We start from the raw sequence: 4,174 nt of genomic DNA, 5'->3' as shown, positions 1-4,174 counted from the left end.
TAAAACGCAGGGCAACATCACTGCGGAAGCATTTACCCCTGAATCCGTCGGTAACATCTATGTACAAGGTCATGAAGACCAGATGCTGGTACAAGAGTTTTCCCACATTGTGACCGTACCGACTGACCCCCAATCCGGTCAGCCTTCAGGCCAACGTGCTCACAAGCCATTCCGTTTTACTGTGGCATTAAACAAAGCGGTACCACTGCTGTATAACGCACTGGCGTCCGGCGAAATGCTGCCAAAAGTGGAACTGAAATGGTATCGCACGTCTGTTGAAGGGAAACAAGAGCATTTCTTCACCACCACACTGACGGATGCGACTATCGTTAACATCGATTGCCAGATGCCGCATTGCCAAGACCCAGCGAAAGCCGATTTCACGCAGCTTATCGAAGTGTCTCTGTCTTACCGTAAAGTGGACTGGGAACACACGGTTGCAGGCACATCAGGTGCCGATGACTGGCGCGCACCGCTCGAAGCGTAATTTATAAGATAGCGTGAGCGATTATTTTTGTGTAGTTCGCGCATTTTACGTGGGAGGCATTGCATGGCAAGAACCACAGTGCAAGGGAAAAAAGTCGGATTACATCAAGACAAAACTACCACAGGGGCAACTTGCCTAGCCAGTATCTCAACAGTCACCAATGACGGCACTCGTGTATTACGGGTCGGTGACAAAGCCACACGTTGCCCACAATGTAAAAAAGAGGGCACGCTGGTGACAGGAGAGGAAGGCATGATATTGCACGGACGCTACGTTGCCGTTGAAGGTTCGGTTGTGCAATGTGGGTGTGTCTACGGGGTAAATCGCTTGGTGTGTTGAGCTTTTCTTTTGAATTTATAAGGGTATATCAGTATGGATGGATTGGTTTTTACCTGTCAATTTAAAGGTGTACCACCAGATACGTTTGCGGTGACTGAATTTCAACTGACAGAGCACTTGTCTGAGTTGTTTACCTTATCGCTAACGGTCGTCAGCGCGCTTCCTTCCATTCCATTTGATGACATGTTGGGATTCGCCTGCTCATTAACCGTGATGCGGAATGGTAAACCGATACGTACTGTACGCGGGTTATTAGCCAGCGCAGAGCAACAAAATACAGACGGTAACCGAACGTGGTATCATTTTATTATTCGCCCTGAAATCTGGGTAATGTCATTAGGGCAAAATAGCCGTATTTTTCGTCAGATGACTGTGCCTGATTTACTTCAACAGCTGTTGTCAGAATCCCACATTAAAGCGGATTGCAAGTTTTACGCAAAAGCACCTTACCCGAAACGCGATTACATCACGCAGAAACGCGAATCCAATTACCAATTTTTTTGTCGTTTAGCTGCTGAAGAAGGCATTAGCTTTTGGTTTGAAGATGCAGGGCAAGAACCTCGGCTGTTTTATAGCGATTCTCATTTGGGAATGACGGCGGGAATTGATTTGGTGTATAACCCCCAATACGATACCGATACCCAAGACCATACTGCGTATCACTGGCGCTATCGCGAGTCGTTGCTATCTGGCAAAACCCTCTATAAGGATTACAATCCTGAGCGCCCCTCTTACCCATTAGAACATGAAATAAAAGGGGATGTGCATGGTCAGCACCCCTTTTACGAAAGTTATGGACGTTTTCAAACCCAAGAGGATGCAGACCGCTTTACAGCGCTTCGCCATGAAGGGAGTCAGCAATACCGTTGTGTCGGTAGTGCGACCACTAACTGCTTTGCTTTGATGCCGGGTAAAATTTTCTCATTGTCATCCCACCCGAATCTTGACATGAACCGCCATTGGCAAGTGGTGTCGGTTTCTCATCACGGAGTTCAACCTTTAGCAGATAATAGTGGTGGCGAAGGTACGACTTTATCCAATCAACTGACTTTTATTCCGAGTGAACTAGATTGGCGCCCGCCGTTTATTCATAAACCCACCGCCGATGGGGATGAATTGGCGACTGTGGTTGGGCCGGATGGGGAAGAAATCTACACGAACAAAGACGGGGCAGTGAAAATCTATTTTCACTGGGACCGATATCGTGAACCTGATTTAAGCAGCTCTTGTTGGGTACGTGTCGCACAAGGTTGGAATGGGGATGGATATGGATTTATGGCGATACCCAGAATCGGTCAGGAAGTGCTTGTCAGCTATCTGAATGGGGATATTGATAGGCCAATTATCACGGGATGTACTTATAATGGGCGCAATGCACCGCCGTTAAATCTCCCCAATGAGATGACCCGCACTACGTTTAAAACCCAAACCCACAAAGGGGACGGTTTTAACGAATTGCGTTTTGAAGACAGAGCAGGCCAAGAGGAAATTTATTTCCATGCCCAACGCGACATGAATGTGCACATTGAACACGATACGCATTGGCATATTCAGCATGACGCTAAACATCGTATAGATAACGACCGTTTTACAGAAATTGCAGGCAATGAGCATTTCATCCTCAAAGGCAGCCAAAAGGAAAATATTACAGGCAACGCCTCTTTGCATATCGAAGGTGACCAACAGACACAAGTTGACGGGAAAACGGTGCATGAAAGCAGCCAGCAAACCCATTTAGTCAGCGGCGGGAAAATCGTTCTGGAAGCGAATACGGAAATCACGTTGAAAGTGGGGGGCAGTTTTATTCGTATTACGCCCGGCACGATATTTACCTCTAGCGATATGGTGGTCGGTGGTGGCAGTGCCGGCAGTGGCGCCTCAGTTGCTTTGGAATTGCCAGAAGGCGTCGCGCCGTTTGAACAGCCACCGTACCCCGTCAAAAAATACTGTGCCTTGGCCGCGCAGCAAGCGGGGGGATTAACCGTGAAGCCGAATGAGGACGAGTAATGCCACAGACAGTGATACAACAGCAGATGCTCACACAAACATCAATTTCGACCCCAGGTTCAACCTGGTTATCCTGGTTAACGGCTACCCCACAAAATGATGTGTATTTTTTGATTAATACCCTATCAGACCCCAATCCGGTTAAACGGTTTTATGCTCATGATTGGATTGAGGAAGCCTTCCCGATTTACCACGGAACGGCATTAGCACATTTAGCGGAAGTGAGCCCGTGGCTCGTGAAAGTCAAACGGTCACAATTATTTCACCTCGGTAAAATGTTAGACAGTGAGCCGTTTAGCGACCCCAGTTGGGGCTGGGCATATCAAAGTCAATTGGATTGGCGTACCCAAATCACCCACTGGCAAAAATACCAATTTGCTTGGATGGGGGAGGAGAAAATCGTTTTTCGCTTCTTTGATGCTCGCATTGCGCGTACGTTGTTACCTAAATTAGGCCGAGGCGACTGGGCATTACTGATGATGCCCGTTGAGGACTGCTTTATTGAAGAGAGTGAAACGAAGGTGATTTATTCACGCCCTCCATATGCAGAGCCGTTCATTAGCCCTGCTGATTATATTCTCAGTGAAGCGTTGATTAAGGTCTGGCGAAATTCAGAACAAGCCTATCTGAATGTGATTGATAATTTTTATATTCAATTTTGGGAAAACCATCCGACCTTAGCTGACTCGTTAGATGAGCCAGAAGGGCGTTTAATTGCGCTTATCCGTGAATGGATGGACGAGTGTCAACAAAAGCGCTTAGACACCGCGTATCTCTTTGATGATTTATTTTTGCGTTACCTTGATGAAAAAGGCTATTTACCCGACATGACAAGGAGTGCCAATGCCGTATCAGTATAATGACCCTTATTGTGCAGATTGTTCTAAGCGCAAGGCATGGATAGAATGTGTGCTGGTTGATGAGCAGAATCAGCCCTTGGCAGGTTTGTCTTACACCTTAAAAGTTCGTAATGGGGTTATTAGAAAAGGTGTTACTGATGCACAAGGGTATTTGAGGCAAGAAGACTTACCTCGTACGGTGGCAACATTGACCATTGAGTCTCAAAAACTCACCGATGAAATGGAAAAACGCCCACTGAGAACACTTCGAGGGGAGGCTCACTCGACCGTCAAACCGGATGCACTATTACAAGGCTATTCCTATCGGTATGCGGTTATCGGGGAATTATGCGATAAAGCCCCGGATATCGATAAATGGGAATCCGCTCGTTTTGGACTACCCCATTATCATTTTCCCAAAGAAGATGAATTCAACGGATTGAAATTCATGGGCGAAGATTTTAATCAACGTCATGTGATAGAAGTCTGTCCATTTAGAGCC

Annotated in this window: 4 protein-coding genes and 1 pseudogene; all 5 read left to right on the top strand. The window is 46.8% G+C overall.

Annotated features, from left to right (window positions below):
* A partial coding sequence (locus PR675_RS12515; RefSeq protein ID WP_272582756.1) for an Hcp family type VI secretion system effector occupies window positions 1–487 on the top strand: 487 nt, incomplete at its 5' end.
* Window positions 488–550: 63 nt separating this feature from the next.
* A complete protein-coding gene (locus PR675_RS12510; RefSeq protein WP_004925621.1) occupies window positions 551–826 on the top strand; it encodes a PAAR domain-containing protein in 276 nt (91 codons plus the stop codon).
* Between the two features lie 33 nt (window positions 827–859).
* Window positions 860–2,833 (top strand): type VI secretion system Vgr family protein, encoded by a 1,974-nt coding sequence (locus PR675_RS12505; RefSeq protein WP_014657552.1) that lies wholly within the window; start codon window positions 860–862, stop codon window positions 2,831–2,833.
* Window positions 2,833–3,693: a DUF4123 domain-containing protein gene (locus tag PR675_RS12500; RefSeq protein WP_060561380.1), complete on the top strand. Its 861-nt coding sequence runs from the start codon at window positions 2,833–2,835 to the stop codon at window positions 3,691–3,693. The genes PR675_RS12505 and PR675_RS12500 overlap by 1 nt, the downstream gene beginning before the upstream one ends.
* Window positions 3,677–4,174: pseudogene (locus PR675_RS12495) on the top strand (lipase family protein); the annotation flags it as partial. The gene PR675_RS12500 and the pseudogene PR675_RS12495, both read left to right, overlap by 17 nt.

Source organism: Providencia sp. PROV261 (assembly GCF_028477945.1).
Taxonomy (GTDB): Bacteria; Pseudomonadota; Gammaproteobacteria; order Enterobacterales; family Enterobacteriaceae; genus Providencia; species Providencia stuartii.
Note: the sequence above shows the minus strand (reverse complement) of the source record. Positions and strands in the feature narration are given on the sequence as shown.

Excerpts from the sequence above, each read along its gene's own strand:
- PR675_RS12510 (WP_004925621.1), top strand. The coding sequence starts at position 551 with ATGGCAAGAACCACAGTGCAAGGGAAAAAAGTCGGATTACATCAAGAC.
- PR675_RS12505 (WP_014657552.1), top strand. The coding sequence starts at position 860 with ATGGATGGATTGGTTTTTACCTGTCAATTTAAAGGTGTACCACCAGAT.
- PR675_RS12500 (WP_060561380.1), top strand. The coding sequence starts at position 2,833 with ATGCCACAGACAGTGATACAACAGCAGATGCTCACACAAACATCAATT.